Source organism: Bradyrhizobium prioriisuperbiae (assembly GCF_032397745.1).
GTDB classification, from domain to species: domain Bacteria; phylum Pseudomonadota; class Alphaproteobacteria; order Rhizobiales; family Xanthobacteraceae; genus Bradyrhizobium_A; species Bradyrhizobium_A prioriisuperbiae.
Map to the genome: position 1 here is coordinate 819438 of NZ_CP135921.1, position 19172 is coordinate 838609.

General features: G+C 63.8%; 15 protein-coding genes. 9 read left to right on the forward strand and 6 right to left on the reverse strand.

Features of this window, described 5'->3' with window-relative positions; all coding sequences use genetic code 11:
• The first annotated feature begins 230 nt into the window (after positions 1 to 230).
• The 3 genes from RS897_RS03815 to selD are packed head-to-tail and all read left to right on the forward strand — an operon-like array spanning position 231 to position 3035.
• Positions 231 to 824, forward strand: coding sequence for a TlpA disulfide reductase family protein (locus RS897_RS03815; protein ID WP_315835268.1), 594 nt, complete (start codon positions 231 to 233; stop codon positions 822 to 824).
• Positions 821 to 1924 (forward strand): transglutaminase-like domain-containing protein, encoded by a 1104-nt coding sequence (locus RS897_RS03820; protein ID WP_315835269.1) that lies wholly within the window; start codon positions 821 to 823, stop codon positions 1922 to 1924. Before RS897_RS03815 ends, RS897_RS03820 begins: the two co-directional genes overlap by 4 nt.
• Positions 1925 to 1982: 58 nt before the next feature.
• Positions 1983 to 3035, forward strand: a complete 1053-nt coding sequence (gene selD, locus RS897_RS03825; RefSeq protein ID WP_315835270.1) for a selenide, water dikinase SelD — start codon at positions 1983 to 1985, stop codon at positions 3033 to 3035.
• A gap of 28 nt (positions 3036 to 3063) precedes the next feature.
• Here selD and RS897_RS03830 read toward each other — a convergent pair whose 3' ends face one another.
• Positions 3064 to 3273 carry a dodecin gene (locus tag RS897_RS03830; RefSeq protein WP_315835271.1) on the reverse strand — a complete coding sequence of 70 codons (210 nt, stop codon included), beginning with the start codon at positions 3271 to 3273 and terminating at the stop codon, positions 3064 to 3066.
• A 179-nt stretch (positions 3274 to 3452) separates the two neighbouring features.
• Here RS897_RS03830 and RS897_RS03835 point away from each other — a divergent pair, with 179 nt between their 5' ends.
• From RS897_RS03835 to RS897_RS03850, 4 genes are all read left to right on the forward strand, one after another.
• Complete coding sequence (locus RS897_RS03835) at positions 3453 to 4310, forward strand: S1C family serine protease (protein ID WP_315835272.1); 858 nt, start codon at positions 3453 to 3455, stop codon at positions 4308 to 4310.
• Between the two features lie 5 nt (positions 4311 to 4315).
• Positions 4316 to 4891 (forward strand): helix-turn-helix transcriptional regulator, encoded by a 576-nt coding sequence (locus RS897_RS03840; protein WP_315835273.1) that lies wholly within the window; start codon positions 4316 to 4318, stop codon positions 4889 to 4891.
• Between the two features lie 236 nt (positions 4892 to 5127).
• On the forward strand, positions 5128 to 9948 hold the full coding sequence (locus tag RS897_RS03845; protein ID WP_315835274.1) for an NAD-glutamate dehydrogenase: 4821 nt from the start codon (positions 5128 to 5130) through the stop codon (positions 9946 to 9948).
• A gap of 626 nt (positions 9949 to 10574) precedes the next feature.
• Positions 10575 to 11006 (forward strand): hypothetical protein, encoded by a 432-nt coding sequence (locus tag RS897_RS03850; RefSeq protein WP_315835275.1) that lies wholly within the window; start codon positions 10575 to 10577, stop codon positions 11004 to 11006.
• Positions 11007 to 11049: 43 nt separating this feature from the next.
• Here RS897_RS03850 and RS897_RS03855 read toward each other — a convergent pair whose 3' ends face one another.
• Positions 11050 to 11970, reverse strand: a complete 921-nt coding sequence (locus RS897_RS03855; RefSeq protein ID WP_315835276.1) for a CobW family GTP-binding protein — start codon at positions 11968 to 11970, stop codon at positions 11050 to 11052.
• A gap of 2 nt (positions 11971 to 11972) precedes the next feature.
• Positions 11973 to 13460, reverse strand: a complete 1488-nt coding sequence (locus tag RS897_RS03860; RefSeq protein WP_315835277.1) for an amidohydrolase family protein — start codon at positions 13458 to 13460, stop codon at positions 11973 to 11975.
• 131 nt (positions 13461 to 13591) lie between these two features.
• Between RS897_RS03860 and RS897_RS03865 the strand changes: the two genes are divergently transcribed.
• Positions 13592 to 14506 carry a PaaI family thioesterase gene (locus RS897_RS03865; RefSeq protein ID WP_315835278.1) on the forward strand — a complete coding sequence of 305 codons (915 nt, stop codon included), beginning with the start codon at positions 13592 to 13594 and terminating at the stop codon, positions 14504 to 14506.
• A gap of 123 nt (positions 14507 to 14629) precedes the next feature.
• Here the strand turns inward: RS897_RS03865 and RS897_RS03870 are convergent, their stop codons facing one another.
• Positions 14630 to 14956 (reverse strand): hypothetical protein, encoded by a 327-nt coding sequence (locus RS897_RS03870; RefSeq protein WP_315835279.1) that lies wholly within the window; start codon positions 14954 to 14956, stop codon positions 14630 to 14632.
• Positions 14957 to 15267: 311 nt separating this feature from the next.
• Here RS897_RS03870 and RS897_RS03875 point away from each other — a divergent pair, with 311 nt between their 5' ends.
• Entirely contained in the window at positions 15268 to 17064 is a 1797-nt protein-coding gene (locus RS897_RS03875; RefSeq protein WP_315831529.1) for an IS1634 family transposase, read from the forward strand.
• Positions 17065 to 17254: 190 nt separating this feature from the next.
• On the opposite strand, the gene RS897_RS03880 is transcribed toward RS897_RS03875, so the two are convergent.
• Together RS897_RS03880 and RS897_RS03885 are read right to left on the reverse strand one after the other, a co-directional pair.
• Entirely contained in the window at positions 17255 to 18136 is an 882-nt protein-coding gene (locus RS897_RS03880; RefSeq protein WP_315835280.1) for an amino acid kinase family protein, read from the reverse strand.
• 10 nt (positions 18137 to 18146) lie between these two features.
• Complete coding sequence (locus tag RS897_RS03885) at positions 18147 to 18959, reverse strand: amino acid kinase family protein (protein ID WP_315835281.1); 813 nt, start codon at positions 18957 to 18959, stop codon at positions 18147 to 18149.
• Between the last annotated feature and the right edge of the window lie 213 nt (positions 18960 to 19172).

Below are 19172 nucleotides of genomic sequence, written 5' to 3' on the forward strand. Positions count from 1 at the left end.
GCGACTCTCTCGAAGGTTGAACACAGGCAGCGTATTTTTGAATTGTTCTAGTGTCAAATTTCACAGCGGCGTGAAGCAGTTGCCAATGACGGCGTTTTGCTCGGAAACACAACAATACCGGAGCGCGATACCGGCGCGCGCCTAGGACACGTCGTCGCATCGGGCCGCGTGCTTTGCACAAACGCGCATGTTCGTTTGACCCCATCATTTTCTTTTGTGAAGAATGAGCGGTGGTCTTTCGGACGGCTCCCGCGGGACGGGGCGCATCATCCTCGAAGGCGATCAGGGCCTGCGGCATCCTCGCAGGTGCAGTATATTTTTGTCTGCTCGCTTCGACAGATGCAGCCGAACTGGCGCCATGGCGCAACGCCGCCCCCTCTTTCGTCCTGCCAACCGCCGACGGAGCTGACCTCAAGCTTCAGACCAACGGCAGCCGCCTCGTGCTGGTGCATTTTTTTGCGACCTGGTGCGAACCCTGCCGTGAGGAATTGCCGGCGCTGCGTCGGCTTGTTGCGCGCGCCAACCCCAATGACATCCGTGTACTCGCGATCTCCGTGGCCGAGGTGGACCTGCGCGTGCGGCGCTTTCTCGAGACCATGCCTTTGAATTTCCCCGTCCTACTCGACCGCGATCGCGCGGTGGCCAAGGCGTGGAGCATCACGACCCTGCCGTCGACCGTCATCCTCGACGCTGACCTCAAGCCGCGCCTCGCGGTCGAGGCGGATTTTGCCTGGGACCAAATCGAGCCGGATGCACTGACCAAACAACTGGACGCCAAGCCAACACGGCCAACACACCAATCCACCAGGGAGAAACAATCATGAGGTTTCACCGACGCGACGTCTTGAAAGCCGGCGCCGCTGCCACGTTCGCAGCCGTGTTGCCGCGCACCGCCGGCGCCAACACATTGTTCGCGCCGCAGCCCGGCGCCTGGCGCCATTTCCAGATCACCACCCGGCTGCAGGTCACCAAGCCCGAAGGCGCGACCCAGGCTTGGGTGCCCTTGCCGGCCGTGAACGAACCGGACTGGTTCCAGTCGAACGGCAGCACCTGGCGCAGCAACGGCCGCGGCACGATCAAGCGCGACGCGAAATACGGTTCCGAGATGCTGCACGTCGAGTGGGCGAGCACGGAGACCGCACCGGTCGTCGAGGTGACGAGCCAGATCGCGACCCGCGACCGGGCCATCGATCTCGCCAAGCCGGGCAAGGTGGCTGCGCTGTCACCGGCCGAGCGCAAGCTCTACCTCTCCGGTACGGCGCTGATTCCGGTCGACGGCATCGTCAAGCAGACCTCCGACAAGATCCTCGCGGGCACCAAGACCGATCTCGACAAGGCCCGTGCGATCTATCAATGGGTGGTCGAAAACACCTTCCGCAATGCGGCGACCCGCGGTTGCGGCATCGGCGACATCGCCGCGATGCTCAAATCAGGCCATTTCGGCGGCAAGTGCGCCGACCTCAACGCGCTTTATGTCGGCTTGGCCCGGGCGGCCGGGATTCCGGCGCGCGACGTCTACGGCCTGCGGGTGGCGCCATCGCGGTTCGGCTACAAGAGCCTCGGCGCAAACTCGGAGACCATCACCAAGGCGCAGCACTGCCGGTCGGAAGTCCATCTCGCAGGGTTTGGCTGGGTGCCGGTCGACCCCGCCGACGTGCGCAAGGTGATGCTGGAGGAGCCGCCGGCCAATCTGCCGATCGGCGATCCCAAGGTCGCCGCCGCCCGCGCGGCGCTGTTCGGCGCCTGGGAAACCAACTGGCTTGCCTATAATTTCGCGCACGACCTGGCGCTGCCCGGCTCCAAGGGCCCGAAGCTCGGATTCCTGATGTATCCGCAAGCCGAGACCGCGAGCCTGCGGCTGGATTGCCTCGATCCGGATAACTTCAAATACACCATCCTGTCGAAGGAGATCACGGCGGCATAAGGCCCAGCCTTGTTGACGATCGACATATGCAGTCAGGCTCCAGAGAGAGTGCCCCGCCATGAACGTCGTCCCGCAGATCCGGCTCAGCATGCTGTCCCACGGCGGCGGCTGCGGCTGCAAGCTTGCGCCCTCGGTGCTGCAAAAATTGCTGGCCCACGAGCCCGCCGCCAACCCTTACAAGCAATTGCTGGTGGGTCTGGAGACCGGCGACGACGCGGCGGTGTGGGAACTCGACAACGGCACCTGCATCATTGCGACCACCGACTTCTTCATGCCGATGGTCGACGATCCCTTCGATTTCGGCCGCATCGCCGCGACCAATGCGTTGTCCGATGTCTACGCCATGGGCGGCACGCCGATCATGGCGCTGGCCATTCTCGGCATGCCGATCGACAAGATGCCGCCGGAGATGGTGCGCAAGATTCTCGAAGGCGGCGCCGCGGTGTGTTCAGCCGCAGGCATTCCCGTGGCCGGGGGACATTCGATCGACTCGCCGGAGCCGATCTATGGACTGGCCGTGATCGGCACCGGGACCCCGGACAATATCCGCCGCAACGCCGATGCGCAGGCGGGCGACGCGCTGATCCTCACCAAGCCGCTGGGTGTCGGGATCTATTCCGCCGCGTTCAAGAAAGGCGCCTTGAGCCAGCCGGCCTATGAGGACTTCATCGATACCACGACGCGCCTCAACACCATCGGCACGAAACTCGCGCGCGACCCCGACGTGCATGCGATCACTGACCTGACCGGCTTCGGACTGCTTGGCCATACCCTTGAAATGGCACGAGGCGCCGGATTGACCGTGACGATCGATGCGGCATCGCTGCCGTTGCTGAAAGAGGCCGTCTCGCTGGCGCAACAGGGCTTCGTCACCGGCGCGTCGGGACGCAACTGGGCGAGCTACGACCAGAGCGTGTCTCTCCCCCGCGACGTCGCGACGTGGGAGCGACAGCTTTATTGCGACCCGCAGACCTCGGGCGGACTGCTGGTGGCCTGCGCCAAAGACAAGGCCAAGCCCTTGTGCGACCTCATTTCGGGCGAAGGCTACCGGTCCGCGTGCGTGATCGGACGCTTCAGCACGGGATCGCCGCGCGTGGTGGTGGAGCGATAGTCCTGGCGAGAGAAGCGCTCGCCGGGCGCTAACGTTCCAGCGTGAAGCCGACTTTCAGCGTCACCTGATAACTCGCGACCTTTCCATTTTCGATGTGGCCTCGCGTTTGCACCACTTCAAACCATCGCATGTCGCGGATGGTGGCGCCGGCGCGCGCAATGGCGTTCTGGATCGCACCTTCGATGCCTTGATCTGACGATCCGACCAGTTCCAGGATTTTATAAACGTGATCTGTCATGACGCGATCCTCCAAAGCGGGGCTTGCAAGCCGGGTATGGCACACGAGTCGAGACAGCCATGCTGACGCACTTCGCGCCTGCACGCCGGCCGGCATCATCCAACTGGCCATCAGGCCAGGATGCAAGACGAACCTCCGCGAACGACATTCGATCCATCAAGAGACAGAGGACGACAACGATGGATCATATCGAAAGCTGGTCGAACAACCTGCGGCGGCTGGTGCAGGACTGGGCCGGACGCGTGGTCGCCGTGCAGACCAACGACGGCTGGCCCGCCAGCGGCATCGCCTGGCGCAAGGGTTATGTCGTTACCGCCGACGAGGCCGTCGGCGATCACGTTGAGATCACCACCGCTGACGGACACACGGTCGCAGCCGAACTCGTCGGCCGCGATCCCTCCACCGACATTGCGCTGTTCAAGGCGGACGTCGATCCGTCCACGTTCGAGACGGCGCCCGCGGTCGCCCCCGGAGAATTCGCGCTGGCGATCGGACGCGGCGCGACATCGGAGATTGTCGCGACCGGCGTGATTGCGGAAACCGGCGGCGAATGGCGCAGTTCGCTGGGCGGGCGGATCGACGGCAAGATCCGGCTGGATCTTGCACTGCCGCGGCGCGCCCATGGCGGCGCTGTGGTCGATGCCGGCGGGCGCTTCGTCGGCCTGGCCGCATTCGGGCCACGGCGGACAGCGATCGTCATTCCCGCCGCCACCGTCACGCGTATCGTCGACCGGCTGGCGGCATCGGGGTCGATCCGGCGCGGCTATCTCGGCATCCAGTTGCATCCGTTGCGCGACGGCCATCGCCGCACCGGGGCCATCGTGGTCAAACTGGACCAGGATGGACCGGGCGCCAAGGCCGGCCTTTTGGTGGGCGACAGCATCGTCAGTTGGAACGGCGAAGCGGTCTCGGGCGTCCGGGAGATTTTTCGGCAGCTCGGCCCCGAAAGCGTGGGGACGACTGTCACGCTCGGCATCCTGCGGGCACAACAGCCGGCGACGGTCGACATTGTCGTTGGCGAGCGGCCGCATAAATAACCCCAATGCATGCGAACGACGATGACGACGCCGGACCGACGTTTGTTTCGGACGGCGCGGAGACGATTTTGGTCGCCCTCGCCGTGTCCGATCGAAATCTCGCGCTGCGGATCCGGTCCAAAATCGCGGAGATGGCGACTGTCGAGATGACAGCCATCGACGACGCCGATGTCATTGTGACCGACACTGCGCCCCCGCACGCCGGCTCGCACCTGCTCCTGCACGACGCAACCGCGATGGAGCCGCCGGAGAACGGCATCGACCGCAACGCCGGCCATGACGTGCTGGAGGCCGCGATTCGCCTCATTGCTCACGGATATCGGATTGTGGCACCCGCCCGCGCCCAACATCCGGCTCGCAACGCCGCACCCACGGACACCAGCGAGCCGCTGACGCCAAGGGAGCAGCAGGTGCTGGACAAACTGGCCGCGGGCGCCTCCAACAAGATGATCGCCCGCGAGCTCGACATTTCGCTCGCCACCACCAAGTTCCATGTCGCCTCGCTGCTGGCCAAACTCGGCGCCCGCAATCGCACCGACGCGGTCGCGATCGGTCTCAGGGTCGGACTTCTGCTGCTGTGAAGGCTGTGCCGTCCGTGGCTGATCCCGCTTCGAAACCTCCCATGGGGGGTAAATTTCCGGGATTGAATGGCATTGTCATCGAAAGCCACACAGGCTCCGACGCGGAGGGATTCGCAGACGTCATCAATCCCGGCTAAGATGACAAGACTGCAAGACTAATCCTGCCAACAGTTGCACTGCAAAATCGAGCTGACAACAGCAACTGCGGTCAGACGGCGCGGCAAACGGAGGGCGTTATGGCGTGGCGTGACGACAAGGCGCGGGCCACCCTGATTCGCGAGGCTGCGGGAAGCATTCGACCGGGCAAGGCACCCCGGCCCTTCGCCGAACTTCTGTTCGAGCACACCAACAGCGAGGACCTCGCCAATTACGACCCGGCCTCCCTGGCCGTCCTGGCCGAACAGGCTTGGGAGCACGTGCAAAGCCGCACGGCGAGCCGTGCCGATATCCGCGTCGTCAATCCCATGATGCCGGACGGGCGCGAGATTTCCGTGCTTGAAGTTCTCAACGACAACATGCCCTTCCTGTTCGATTCCACCATGGCGGAGCTCGCCGAGCAGGGCATCGAAGTCACACTGGTCGCCCACCCGATCATCGCGGTAGAGCGCGACGAGCAAGGCAAGCTGCTGCGCTTCTACGGCGACACGCTGCCGGAGGGGGCAAGGGGCGCGCGCGAAAGCCTGATCCATTTCCACATTGCGCGGCTGGACGCCGATGCCGACCGCCAGAAGCTGATCGACGGCCTTGCCAAGACGCTCGACGACGTGCGCGCCTGCGTCACCGACTGGCGAGCGATGCGCGCCCGCGTCGAACAGGCGATCAAGACCTTCAGCTCCAACCCGCCGCCGCTGCCGATCGACGAGGTCGCCGAAGCCAACCAATTCCTGCAATGGCTGTGCGCCGACAATTTCACCTTCCTTGGTCTGCGCGAGTATCGCTTCTCGTCGGTCGACGGCGCGTCGGACGACGTCAGCACCGGCGAAGGCCTGGGCATCCTGTCGGACCCCGATGTGAAAGTTCTGCGCCGTGGCACCGACATGGTGGTGATGACATCGGAAATCCGCGAGTTCATGCGCGAGCCGACCGTCCTGATGGTGGTCAAGGCCAATGTGAGCAGCCGTGTTCATCGCCGCGTCCGCATGGATTATGTCGGCATCAAACTCTATGCGCCCGATGGCCGGCTGGAGGGTGAATTGCGCGTCGTCGGCCTGTTCACCTCGGGCGCCTACACCCGTTCGGCGCGGCAGATCCCCCATGTCCGCCACAAGGTGGCGCAGGTGCTGCAGCGCGCCGGCTTCGACCCGAACAGTCATTCGGGCAAGGCGCTGATGCATATTCTGGAAGAGTATCCGCGCGACGAACTGTTCCAGATCGATGCGGAAACGCTCTACAATTTCGTCATGGAAATCCTGCTGCTGTATGAGCGTCCCCGTGTACGGGCGCTGGCAAGGGCTGACAAATTCGACCGCTTCGTCTCCATCCTGGTCTTTATTCCGCGCGAAAAATACGACACCGATGTGCGCACGCGTGTCGCGGCCTACCTCGCGCAGATATACAAGGGGACCCTGTCAGCTTCCTATGCCTCCTTCCCCGAGGGATCGCTTGCGCGCGTCCACTACATCATCGGGCGTTATGAGGGAAAAACACCGGTCATCGAGCGCGCGACGCTGGAGGCGGAGATCAGCGCCATTGCCGCGACATGGGGCGACAAGCTGAAGGCAGCGCTTGCCGCATCCACCGACGGCATGCGGGCCCGCATGCTCGCCACCCGCTATGCACAAGCCTTCACCGGCGGCTATACCGAAGCCTTCGGCACCGCGCAGGCGATCGCCGATATCACGACAATCGAAAAGCTGACCCCGGCACATCCGGTGGCGATTTCGGTTCACCAGATCGAGGGCGAAACCGATCCGGCGCGCTTCGGCCTCAAGGTGTTCTCGCACGGCGTTCCCTTGTCGCTGTCCTACCGGGTCCCGGTGATCGAAAATCACGGCCTGCGCGTGGTCAACGAACGCACCTATCAGGTCGTGCCTCGCGCCATGCCGGCGCCGGCGCCGGTATGGCTGCATGACATGATCATCGAGGCGAGCGACGGCAAGCCGATCGAGATCAGCACGGAGTTCAGCCGGCGCCTGGAAACCTCGATCATGGCGGTGGTCAATGATCGCGCCGAATCCGACGGATACAACGGCCTTGTGCTGCGCACGGCCCTGGGCTGGCGTGAAGTTGCGACCATCAGGGCGCTTTCCCGCTACCTGCACCAGATCCGCGCCCCGTTCAGCCAGGATTACATGTGGGGGACCCTGCGCAGGAACACCGCGATCACCGCCAGCATGGTGGCCCTGTTCCGCGCCCGCCTCGACCCGCACCTCGCCAGCACGGATGCCGAGCGTTCGGCGCGCGAGACGAGCCTGCTTGCGGAGATCGAGGAGCAGCTCCAATCCGTCACCTCGCTCGACGAGGACCGCATTCTCCGCCGCTTCACCAATCTGGTGCTGGCCACCATCCGCACCAATCTGTGGCAGGTCGGCGAGGACGGACATCCACGTTCGGTGATTTCGTTCAAGTTCGATGCGCACAAGATCGAGGACCTGCCGGCGCCGCGGCCGCTCTATGAAATCTTCGTCCATTCTCCCCGCGTCGAAGGCATTCATCTGCGCTTCGGCAAGGTGGCGCGCGGCGGCTTGCGCTGGTCTGACCGGCCGCAGGACTTCCGCACCGAGATCCTCGGCTTGGTCAAGGCACAGCAAGTCAAGAATGCCGTGATCGTGCCGGTCGGCGCCAAAGGCGGTTTCGTGCCCAAACGCCTGCCGCCGCCTTCCAATCGGGACGCCTGGATGGCGGAGGGCACCGAAGCCTATCGCATCTTCATCCGTTCGCTGCTCGAGCTCACCGACAATCTCGATGGCGACGCCATCGTGCCGCCGGACAACACCGTGCGGCACGACGGCGACGATCCCTATCTCGTCGTTGCGGCCGACAAGGGCACGGCCACCTTTTCCGACATCGCCAACGCGATCTCGGCCGAGAAGGGCCATTGGCTCGGCGATGCTTTCGCCTCCGGCGGCAGCCAGGGCTACGACCACAAGAAGATGGGCATCACCGCGCGCGGCGCCTGGGAAGCGGTCAAACGCCATTTCCGCGAGCTCGGCACCGACATCCAGACCATGCCGTTCATCGCGGCCGGCGTCGGCGACATGTCCGGCGACGTGTTCGGCAACGGCATGTTGCTGTCGCCGGCGACCAGGCTGGTCGCCGCCTTCGATCACCGCGACATCTTTATCGATCCCTCGCCCGATCCGGCCACCAGCCATGCTGAGCGCTTGCGCATGTTCAACCTGCCGCGGTCGAGCTGGCAGGACTACAACAAGACGCTGATCTCGCAAGGCGGCGGCGTGTTCTCAAGATCGCTTAAGGCGATCCCGCTCGCGCCAGAGGTGCGGGCCCTGCTCGATCTCGACAAGCCGCAGGCCACTCCGTTTGAGGTGATGACGGCGATCCTCAAGGCGCGCGTCGACCTGCTCTGGTTCGGCGGCATCGGCACCTACATCCGCGCGTCCGCGGAAAGCGACGACCAGGCCGGCGACCGCGCCAACGATCCGATCCGTATCACGGGCAATGATATCCGCGCCCGGGTGATCGGCGAAGGCGCCAATCTCGGCGCAACCCAGCGTGGCCGGATCGAAGCGGCGCAGAAAGGCATCAAGCTCAACACCGACGCCATCGACAATTCGGCCGGGGTCAACACCTCCGACGTCGAGGTCAATATCAAGATCGCGCTGGCGCGCCCCGAGCGCGAGGGACGTCTCAGTCCGAGCGACCGCAACAGCCTGCTTGCCGTGATGACCGACGAGGTCGGCACACTGGTGCTGCGCAACAACTATCTGCAGACGCTGGCGCTGTCGCTGGCTGAGCGCAAGGGTGTGGCCGAGACCGGCTTCCTCGCACGCCTGATGCAGTCCCTCGAGCAGCGCAATCTCCTCAGCCGCGCCGTGGAGTTCCTGCCGGACGATGCGGCACTCACCGAGCGCACCCGGCGTGGCCAGTTCCTGACGCGACCAGAGCTTGCCGTGCTGCTCGCTTATGCCAAGCTGACCCTCTACGATGACCTGCTCCAGACCAGCGTGCCGGACGATCCCTATCTCGCCCGCGAACTGTCCCAGTATTTCCCGCGCGAGCTTCAGGACAAATTCCCGACATCGGTGGAATTTCATCGCCTTCGCCGCGAGATCATCTCGACCAATCTCGCCAATGCCGTGATCAATCGCGGCGGTCCGGCCTGCATCGTGCGCCTGATCGACGAGACCGATGCCGACATTCCCACCATCGTCATGGCGTTCGTGGCGGTGGATGAATCCTACGGCCTCCAGCACCTCAACGACGCGATCGACGCGCTCGACACCCGGATCGACGGGCAACTGCAGCTCGGCCTTTACGCGGCACTTCAGGATCTCCTGCTCTCCCGCATGGTCTGGTTTGTGCGCAATGTCGATTTCAAAGCCGGTCTGGAAGCGGTCGTTGCGCGCTTTGGACCCGCCATCCGTCAGATTGCCGCCGGGCTTGACCGGACCTTGCCGGAAGACTTGCAGGCCGGGCGCAGCAAGCGCCGCCAGGAGCTGATCGATGCACGCGTCCCCGCCGACCTCGCCGGCGAACTCGCCGATCTCGATGCCCTGACCTCAGCGCCCGACATCGTCACCGTCGCGGAGCGCAGCAATCGCGCCATCGGCGACACCGCCATGACTTTTTTCGCTGCCGAGGCCAATTTCCGCCTCGACCGCATCATCGCTGCGGCCCGCAGCGTGCCGGCGAATGATTATTTCGAACGCCTCGCCATCGACCGCGCCGGCGACCAGATCGCCGCCTCTGAGCGAAAACTGGTTGCCGACATGCTGGCCGCCGGCCAGTCCGGCCAGGAGGCCGTCGAGAGCTGGCTCGCGGCTCATCCCGAAGCGACCCGCATCCGCCGCTCGGTGGAGCAGATCGCCGCCAGCGGCTTGACGCTCGCCAAGCTGACGGTGGCCGCGAATTTGCTGGGGGATCTGGTGAAGGGCTAAAGAAATCCCCTCAGATTTTTAAGCTGATGTTAAGAATGTCAAAGCCTCGCGACGACCAGCGCGAACCTCCATGTTATGAAAAACGACCGCCGACAGGCGACGGCCCGAGAGACGAGTACCGCCGATCTGAAGTTCCTGCACCACTTGCCGCCAACTCATCCCAGGAACTTCAGATCGAAAAGCGGTACTCGAATCATAAATTTGCTAGTGCCCCTGATGCATCCGAAGTTCGTGTCAGAGAGTGCGTCGATGTATCACGAACTTCGGATGCGGGGCACTAGTGATGACGATTTGGTCTGCGGCAGAACGCGGTGGTTTGAGAGCCGACGCGCTGGAGTCTTGCGTACCATTATCTTACGCACCATGTGACGCGCGTCCCGGCGCGCCCAGCCGCACGGTAATCGCGCGGGTCGCGGACGTCGATGAAGATGCGCTCTTCGCATTGCTGAAGGAGGGCCCTTTCGATCGCGGCGCCACAAAGATACCCACCTTCACCGAATCCCGCCTGCAACCCGAACCGATGAAGGCACCTGCCGATCTCGCGCCCCTCGAGCCGCAGAGGATCCTGCTTGCAATCGCCGCGGCCACGATCCTGAGCGCTTCCTTGCTCCTTCTCCCGTAAGCCAATGCCCGTCAGCTTCGCCGACATTCTCGATGCCTTTGAATTCGCCAACACGGACAGCAGCCTCGGCGACTATCATGCCGTTGTCTGCAGGCAGACGGGCAAGATCTATACATATGCCGAGGGTTCCGATCTGGAGGAGTTCAATGATGAACTCCCCGACGATATCGAAGACGAAGAGAAATACATTGCGATCCCCGACAAGAAGGAACTCGGTCTTGGCAAGCCACTTGCGCTGAATTTTGCGCGCGAGCATCTACCGAACGACTTCGACGAGGTGCGATACATCTTCAGCAAGAGGGGCGCCTACCGGAAATTCAGAACCTTGCTGGAGAAACGACACTCCGTTGATCTCTGGTACGCCTTCGAAGCGAAGGCGAAGGAACAGGCCTTGCGCGACTGGTGCAATCTCAACGAGATCGCGGTTGTCGATTGATCGCCACCTCCGACTTTCGGTAAGCCGCTGCGCAGCGGCAGGGTCATATCGCGTCCATAGTCCTGTTGATCTCCGCCGTTGAGAGCACCCCGATCTCGGCAATGAAAACGATCCGCGCACGCGGCACGCCGTCCGGCAGCGCGCCACCCGGTGTCAGTGTCGCACGACCGCCTGCGAGCTGAAACACCATCATCCGCCCAGGCTGCTCCACCGTCTCGAACAATCCCTTTGCGCGGGCGAGTTTTGGTGCGAGCCGGCTGATCGCTTGCTGCAATCGCGGCAGCGACACCGGCCGCTGCGAGGTCCAGCTCAGGGTCTCGAACCGGTCGACCACCGGTCGTCGCGGCTCCACCGGCCGCGGCGCCGACATGCGCTCCGCATCGAGCGGGAACACCAGCACGGACGAGACTTCACCTTGCAGCGCGTCGACGACAACAGCGGTCGGGCGTTGCGCCCGAACGGCCTCGCGCAGTTGCGCGTGGGTTGCCGCGTCCACAAGGTCCACCTTGCTCAAGGCGACCACGTCGGCCGCACGCAGCTGGGATCGCAACAGGGCGTCATCATTCAATGTTGGCGCCGGTGTCGTCGCGTCGACCACGCACAGCACGGTATCGAGCGGCGCCTCCTGCCAGATCATCGGATCCATCAGGTTGCGCACGATATCCGCAGGGTCCGCGATCCCGCTGGTTTCGATCACGATGAATTCGGGCCGCGGGTCGCGCCGCAGCAGGGCGGCGAGCGTGCGCAGGAGATCGCCTTCGAGCGTGCAGCAGATGCAACCGTTACCGAGGCTGACCACGCCATCGCTGGCGCCGGCGATCAGCTCCGCATCGATGTTGATGGCGCCGAAATCATTGACCACGGCAGCAATGCGCCGTCCCTCCGCATGCGCCAGCAAATGATTGACGACCGTGGTCTTGCCGGCGCCGAGGAAGCCGGTCACCAGCAGGATCGGGACGGGCACGATCAGCTCTCAGTGACGGGCCGGCGCACCGGCCGGCCCGGCCGCGCCGCCACATCCAGCACGCCGTCGGTGATCAGCGGCTGGCCGCTCACGATCAGATGCCGCACGCCCTCCGAGGGGCGATTCATCGCCGAGAACGTCGCGCGGTCGGTCAGCGCCTCGAAATCGAACACCACAATGTCGGCATCCGCGCCCGGCTGCAGCCGGCCCTTGGCGCGCATGGCGGGCGTGCTCGCGGACAGGATTTCTGCCGGGATCAGCGCGCATTTGCGGACACCTTCCAGCAGCGACAGCGTACGGCGCTCGCGCACCCACTCGCGGATGAAACGGGTGAAGCAGCCGGCGGAGCGCGGATGCGAGGTGGCGTCGTCGGGCAGCGGCCAGGCGTCGCCGGTGTAGGGCTTGCCGTCCGACGTCCAGGGCATTGCATCGGACGCGATCGCGCCGCCGGGATACAGCACCGCCATGTCGAGGAGATCGCGATGGTGCGGATTGTTCTCGGTGTCCAGCACATGCCACAGCACCAGCGTGGAAGGCTCCTCCTTCTGCGCCGCCAGCAACTCCTCCCGATCGCGGAAACGCCGCCCATCGGTCACCCGCTGCACGGAGTCATAACCGGTGCCATTGCGGGCCTCGAACTCGGGATCGCTGAAGAAGGCCGCGGCCAGCACGGTCGAGCCGGTGCCGTAGGGATAGGCCTCAATGGTGATCGGCAGGCCCTGGGCCTGCGCCTTTTCAATCAGCGCCACGCAACGTTCGATGTCCGTCTTGCTGGACGAGTTGAAGTGGCAGATATGCATGTGCGCGCCGGTGGCGCCCGCATAACCGATCAGGCGGATATAGGCCTCGGCCGCACTTTCAGGGTCGATGCGGGACATGTAGGCGACATGGGTGAAGGTCGCGACATTCTGCGCGGCCGCCAGTTGGCACACCGCCGTCAGTTCCTGCACGCCGGCGCCCGGCGCATAGGCATTGAGGATGCCGATGCCGATGCCGCCCTCGTTCAATCCATTGGTTAGGCGATCGAGGATGCCGGCCACCTCCGTATCGCTCGCGACGTTGTCGATCCAGCGGCGATCACGCATGGCATGGCCGAACGCCTCCAGCGAGCTTTCCGTGTTGGAGCCGGTCATGGCGCCAATGCGCGCAAAGGCCCAGTTGGCGGCGGCGCCATAATTGAGCACGCGTCCCTTGTCGACCTGGCGTCGATACCAGGATGCGACCGGCAACACACCCGCTTCAAGGTCGAGTGTTGTCGTCACCCCGTCGAACGCCTGCATGCGGTCCGCCGGGATCGACTGGCCGTGCGCGTGCAGGTCAATGAAGCCCGGAGACACGACGAGCCCGGTCGCATCGATCACCCGCTCCGCACCGCCGAGGTCGGTGCCGACGGCGGAGATCTGGCCATCGAGCACCGCCACATCGGCAACGGCGTCCATCCCGCTGGCCGGATCCACCACCCGGCCGCCCTTGATCACCAATCCGCCCATCGCACCACTCCCGTAAACCTCATCGACTCCCAATAGAGGCAGATTTTCGCAACGACAACCACCTCCGCCGATGCCGATACCTCATGCACAGAGCGGCACACTTTATTGCGCGGGCATGCTAAATAACCGCCATGTCTCAGATCACGACCTATGACGGGCAGCCACTGCCGTTCGAACAGCTCGCGAAAGCGATCGCGGAACACCGGTCGCTTTATGGCCGCGCCAGCGGACTTCGCATTGATCGTGCCGAGCGCGGCGAGGCCTGGTCCAGCCTGCCCTACCAGCCTGTCTTCGTCGGCGACCTCGAATCCGGCGTGGTCCATGGCGGCGTGGTCACCGCCATGCTCGATGAAAGCTGCGGCATGGCCGTGCAGTTGGCGCTCGACGGCATCAGCGCGATCGCGACACTCGACTTGCGCATCGATTACCAGAAGCCGGCCAAACCCGGCCTCGCCATCAAGGCGCATGCGATCTGCTATCACGTCACGCGCTCCATCGCCTTCGTGCGCGCGACCGCGTATCAGGACACTGAGCTGGATCCGGTCGCCACCGCCGCGGCCTGCTTCATGATCGGCGCCAACCGCACCAACATGCTGAGGGACAGACAGGCGTATGAGGTGCCGGTCCTCGACGCACCCGAGGACGACTCAGGCCCCTTCGCCAACAGTCCGTTCGCACGCTGCTTGGGCATCCGCGTCGCCGACGACGGCGTGCTGCACATGCCGTTCTCGCGCAAGATCATCGGCAATCCGGTTCTCCCCGCCATCCATGGCGGCATCACCGGCGCTTTCCTGGAAACAACGGCCATTATCGGCGTGGCGCGCGAGCTCGGCATTGCAATGACAACGCCACCCAAGCCGATCGGGCTGACTATCAACTATTTGCGTTCGGGACGCGGCATCGACAGTTTTGCGACTGTCTCCATCGTCCGGCAAGGACAGCGCATCGTCGCGTTCCAGGCGCAGGCCTGGCAAGACGACGCGACCAAGCCGATCGCGACGGCGTTCGGGCATTTCAAGCTGCGGAAGATGACGGACAAAGACTAGCGCCTTTCTCGTTCCGATAGAATCGGAACGACGGCTCTAGATTCTTGTTTTGACGCATTTTCTCAGCGCAAACGCTTCGCGTTTGTCGCGGGAGAACCGGTATCTACTTCACTGGAAAACGCTCTAGACATCCTCGGGGATCAATGGAGCGGAGGCCATTCCAGTATCAAACGCCGCTTTCGCCAGTAAGGGCAGCAAGATTGTTGCCCGACGGAGCGCTCCCCGGCGGGATCGTCCGGCGGTTGGGTAAGGGGTCAGAGCATTCCTGATCCCAAAGAAATACGGATCGCTTGTGAGCTTGGCCAGGAACGCATCCTGTCCGTTTGCGCCATGATATCGGCTCATCCGTTGAACGGCGCGCTCCGGTTCGCGGTAGCAAAACGAGACAGCCTTGGCGAATGGCAGCCAGGCATGACGCGTCACACTTTCTGCTTCAATCGGCAGCGCCATCGGTCTCGTTTCGGATCGATAGGCACGACCGTGCGAATATCCCACACGCATGGAGAACGCCCCCACTGTTGACCCGCCGGGTTAATGTCACGGTCAGGCCGGCATCTGCGATGATTAGAATTAGATGAGGGTTAGATGCGGTTTAGCCCGAGTTCGCGGATTCGCGCTGGAAAATCGCGATTTTGCGATTTTTTGGCGAGCTAAGTCTTTGATCTGCAAAGGGTGAGGTGTCCGGAATCGGCCGAAAACGGCTGTAGTGAAGACCTACCGGATTCCCAATGACGTGACGGTGCGGATAGATTCGCAGCGCCATGTTCCTGCGACGCACCGAGCGAAAGAAGAACGGCAAGACGCACAGCTACTGGAACGTTGTCGAGAACAAGCGTCTCGATAACGGGCGAGTGGTGCAGCGGCATGTGCTGTATCTCGGTGAGATCAATTCCTCGCAGGCAGCGGCGTGGCGCAAGGCGATCGACGTGCTCGACGAAGACGCCGGACATGCGCGAACGTTGTCGCTGTTTCCGGAAGATCGATGCGAGGCGATCGCGGGCGATGCGTCGATCGTCCAGCTACGCCTGTCCGAGATGCAGCTTCGACGTCCGCGGCAATGGGGCGCCTGCTGGCTGGCCGGACAGTTGTGGCAGGAGCTTCAGCTCGATTGGTTCTGGGCAGAGCGGCTGCCGCCAAGCCGCAAGAAGACGAGGTGGGACCAGATCCTGCAGGTGCTGGCAACCTACCGGCTGATCGCGCCGGGCAGCGAGTGGCGGCTGCATCGGCAATGGTTCGGTCAGAGCGCAATGGCCGATCTTCTGGGAGCAGACTTCGGCCTCGCGGAAGAGCACAAACTCTATGCCTGCCACGATCTGCTGCTCGCGCATAAGGAGGCGCTATTCTCGCATCTGGTCGGGCGTTGGCGCGATTTGTTCAATGCCGACTTCGACGTGCTGCTGTACGATCTGACCAGCAGCTACTTCGAGGTCAACGCATCGGACTTGCCGGAAGGCAGCAAGCGCCGCCACGGCTACAGCCGCGACAAGCGGCCGGATTGCCCGCAAGTGGTAATCGCGCTGGTGGTGACGCCCGATGGCTTGCCGTTGGCTTACGAGGTGCTGCCCGGCAACACCGCTGACAACAAGACACTGCGGATGTTCCTTGCCAAGATCGAGCAGCAATACGGCAAGGCGCGCCGGGTCTGGGTGATGGATCGTGGCGTGCCGACCGAGGCCGTGCTGGCCGAAATGCGCCACAGCGATCCGCCAGTGCAATATCTGGTCGGTACGCCGAAGGGACGCCTGAACCGGCTGGAGAAGCATCTGCTGGACAAGCCCTGGCAGGACGCGCGGGAGGGCGTGCAGGTCAAATTGTTGTCCGAGGACGGTGAGCTCTACGTCTTCGCTCAAAGCGCCGATCGGATCAGTAAGGAACGCGCGATGCGCCGGCGGCAGCTGAAGTGGTTGTGGAAACGGCTCAGGCAAATCGATGCGATGGAGATCACGCGCGAAGAATTGCTGATGAAGCTTGGCGGCGCGCGATCCAAAGCGCCGGCGGCCTGGCGTCTGGTCGATATCGAGATCGACAAGCAGCGCCCGAGCTTCAGCTTCGCACTCAATCGAAACAGATTGAGAAAGACCCGACGTCGCGAAGGCCGTTATCTGCTGCGCACCAACCTCGCCGACAATGACCCCGCCCAGCTCTGGCAATACTACGTCCAACTCGTTGCCGTCGAAGAAGCGTTCCGCAATCTCAAGGGCGACCTGGCGATTCGTCCGGTGTTCCATCAAGACGAGGTCCGGATCGAGGCCCACATCTTCATCGCCTTCCTGGCCTACTGCATGCAGGTCACGCTGACGCGCCGGCTTCATGCCCTCGCATCGGGCTTGACCGCACGTCGCGCGCTCGAAAAGTTCGCCGCCATCCAGATGATCGACGTCCATCTGCCGACCACAGATGGGCGCGAGATCCTGCTCACCCGCTACACCCATCCCGAACCGGAACTGCAGCTCCTGATTGATCGGCTGAAGCTCCGGCTGCCACCGCAACCGCCGCCCAGGATCACCACAGCCGCCGTCAACCAAGCCAGCCGCTGTAGTGAAGACCTTTCGAGCTAAGCCATTGATCTGGCTGATGTCGACCCTTCAAAAACCCGCCAATCCGCGAAGACGGGTTAGAATAGGTCGAGGGTGTGAATGCCTCATCCTATATTCGAACCGCACAAACAGGCGTTCGCCGGCCAGCCCACCGCCTCGCAGCGCCAGGGAAGACGTCTGTTCGCCAGCTCGCCGTCAGTCGGCTCCGAACTCAACTTTTGGCCGCGCCGGTATGGATGATCGACCCGGCGTGCTGGCCGCGCAGCGCGCTGGTCAGCCGGCCCGGAACGAGGCCATTCACGACTTGCACGCGCGCGATGTGGCGCGCGTTCGCCATGACCTCGAGCAGCGTCCGATCGAACGGCAGCGTTGCCTTCTTCATCTTCGCAAGATCATTAAAGCTCGTCTCGCGCAGCAGTTTGGCTTGTTTGCCGTCCGGCCCGTTGGGGTCGGTGGTGTACACGCCGTCGACGTCCTCGACAATCGTCAGTCCGGCCGCGCCAAGCGCATCCGCAATGAGGAACGCGCCGGTGTCGGCGCGATGCGACGGGATGCGCGACGTCGGGAACTCGTGGTGGTGATACGGCGGGAAGGCGCTGCCCACGACCGCGCGAGCCGCGGCGAGATGGATGGCAAGCTGGCTCGCAATGGTCGGATGATCGATATAGGAGACACCTTCCGGTGCGAGTAGGCAGGCGAGGATGTGGCCGTTCTGTCCCGCTTCACTCGCCGCAAGCGGCGCAAGCGAGCCGACGGGCAGGCCGAGATCGAGACCGACACTGTAGAGATGGCGCGCGCGGATGCCGGCCCCGGTCAGGATCAGCAGCCGGTGCTCGGGCAGGAGTCCGCGAATCTCCTCCACGATCGGGAGGATCGCCTCATGGCCGCGATCCATGATGGATCGGCCACCGATCTTGACCACCTGGAGCCACCGCAACAGCGGAATCGGACGGTTGCCGGCGACGGGACCGGTGAGCGCGCCGTCGAGCAGTGTCTGCCGCGCCAACGGTGAGGCGACATGCTTGATGCCCTTGGCCGTCTTGCCGCCCGTGGCCGCGCTTTTTGCGGTTTTGCCCCGAATAATCTTGTCCATGTCAGGGCTCCTACTTCGCGGTGATGATGGTGCCGACGTGCTCGCCGGCGAGCGCGCGGGTGAGATTGCCGGGGACGAGGCCATTGATGATCTGCACCTGGTGGACGTAACGCGCCGACGCCAGCAGATCGAGCACGGGGAATTCGAGGATCGAGTCCTGCAGGCCCTTCGCCTTCATCTCGGCCACCGAGATTTTCGGGATGAAGGTGGCGCTCTTCGCGGTCTTCGGATTCGCGGTGTAGAGGCCGTTTTCGTCTTTCACATAGATCATCGCCTTGCAGCCGAACTGCTCCGCCACTAGGAAGCATCCGGCATCGGTGCGATAGGGCGGGATCACGCCCTCCAGTGCAGGCCGCATCCAGAGGCCGTAGGGCGGCATGCCGCTGAACACGACGGCGTTCACCTCGGCAAGATAAAGCGGCACGGCCGAGAGCCCGGCGCTGTCGACCGCGGAGATGCCGTGCTGGGCCATCAGTTGCCCGAGCATGATCGCGTTCTGGTTGGCAACGGAGGCACCGAGTTGCGAGAGCACACCCGCCGGCAGGCGCAGCCCGGCCGCGATCGAATAGAGATGCCGGGCGCGGGTACCCGCCCCGGTCCCGATCAGCAGCTTGTGGTCCTTGCGGGCCTGCACGATCTCGTCGACCAGCGGATAGACCGCCGCACGTCCCCGATCGATGACGCTCTGCCCGCCGACCTTGATCACCGTGGCATCCGGCAGGATACGGAAGTCCTCCGCCGCCTCCGCGGCCGCCACGAGCTCGGGATCCGTCAGCGACCGCTGCATCAGGAGCGCTTCGAGCTCCGCCGTGTTGGTTGCCATGGGGGTGGGTGCCTTTCGTTTGTTCGGGCGCACGCAAGCACGTCGTGCTGAGACGGTCGGCAATCTTCGGGAGACCGCGCCGCATTGATATGCCTGATGGCGAGCCGACTGACAACCGCGCCCAGGACAAGGCGTGAGGCCGATGGGCCCGCCTATGGCGCTCACATCAGCCAGCCGCGCACGCATATACCACTGGCGGGGGCCTACCAGCGC